1 protein-coding gene is annotated in these 1,358 nt (G+C 63.8%); it reads left to right on the forward strand.

The features are described 5' to 3' along the window. Positions 1 to 1,355, forward strand: a 1,355-nt coding sequence (locus tag P9236_RS30605) for an IS1182 family transposase (RefSeq protein ID WP_278078203.1), incomplete at its 5' end; no start/stop codon positions are given. Positions 1,356 to 1,358 lie beyond the last annotated feature (3 nt).

Consider the following 1,358-nt stretch of genomic DNA (forward strand, 5'->3'; position numbering starts at 1 on the left):
CCCCCGAACAGACCGCGCTCGAGATGGTGACGTTGGATCAGCTGGTTCCGGCTGATCATCTGTTGCGCAAGATCGATCGCGCGATCGACTTTTCCTTCATCCACGATCTGACGGCGCCGTTGTATTGCGCCGACAATGGCCGTCCGCCGCTGGACCCGACCTTGATGTTCAAGGCGCTGTTCATCGGCTATTTGTTCGGGGTGCGCTCGGAGCGGCAATTGGTGCGCGAGATCGAGGTCAATGTCGCCTACCGCTGGTTCCTGCGGCTGAAGCTGACGGACAAGGTGTTCGATGCCTCGACGCTGTCGCAGAACCGCCGGCGGCGCTACCAGGACGAGACGATCGCGCAAGCGATCTTCGACCGCATCGTGGAGCAGGCGATCCAGGCGGGGCTGGTGGATGGAACGGTGCTCTATACCGACAGCACGCACTTGAAGGCCAACGCCAACAAGGGCAAGTATGACCTTGCCATGGTCGCCAAATCGCGGGCCGACTACTGGGGCGAGCTCGATCGCGCCATCGAGGCGGAACGGGCACTGCATGGCCAGAAGCCGTTGAAGCAGAAAGAGCGGCAGCCGCCGCAGAAGCAGACCAAGGTCTCGCGCGCCGATCCCGAGGCCGGCTATATGGTGCGCGAGGGCAAGCCGAAGGGCTTCTTCTACCTCGATCACCGCACGGTGGACGGGCGCTGCGGCATCATCACCGACACTTTCGCCACGCCGGCCAACCTGCATGACTCGATCGTCTATCTTGGCCGGCTCGACCGCCAGGTGGAGCGCTTCGGCTTCACAGTGGCGGCAACGGGGCTGGACGCCGGCTATGCCACGCCAGGCATCGCCAAGGGTCTGGAGGACAGGAACATCAGGGGCGTCATCGGCTATCGCAACCCGACCCCGCCAAGGCCCGGCAAGATGCGCAAGAGCGACTTCGTCTACGAACCGGATCTTGACAGCTATCGCTGCCCGCAGGGTCAGTTGCTCCCTTATGCTACGACCGAGCGCAATGGCTACCGCCACTACAGGAGTGACCCGGCCATCTGCCGCGACTGTCCGCTGCTGGCTTCCTGCACCTCAAACGCCAAGGCCGAGCGCACCATCACGCGCCATGTCTGGCAGGATGCCCGCGAGCGGGTCGATGCCAACCGGCTCACAGCTTGGGGCAAGGCCATCTACCGGCGCCGCAAGGAAACGGTCGAGCGATCCTTCGCCGATGCCAAGCAGCTCTTCGGCCATCGCTACGCCCGCTTCCGAGGGCGAACACGCGTCGCCTGCCAGTGCCTGATCGCAGCCGCCGCCCAGAACATGAAAAAGATCGCTATCAGCCTCTGGCCGAAGCCCAAACCAGCCCTCGCATGAGGC

This window comes from Mesorhizobium sp. WSM4884, assembly GCF_029625675.1.
Taxonomy (GTDB): Bacteria; Pseudomonadota; Alphaproteobacteria; order Rhizobiales; family Rhizobiaceae; genus Mesorhizobium.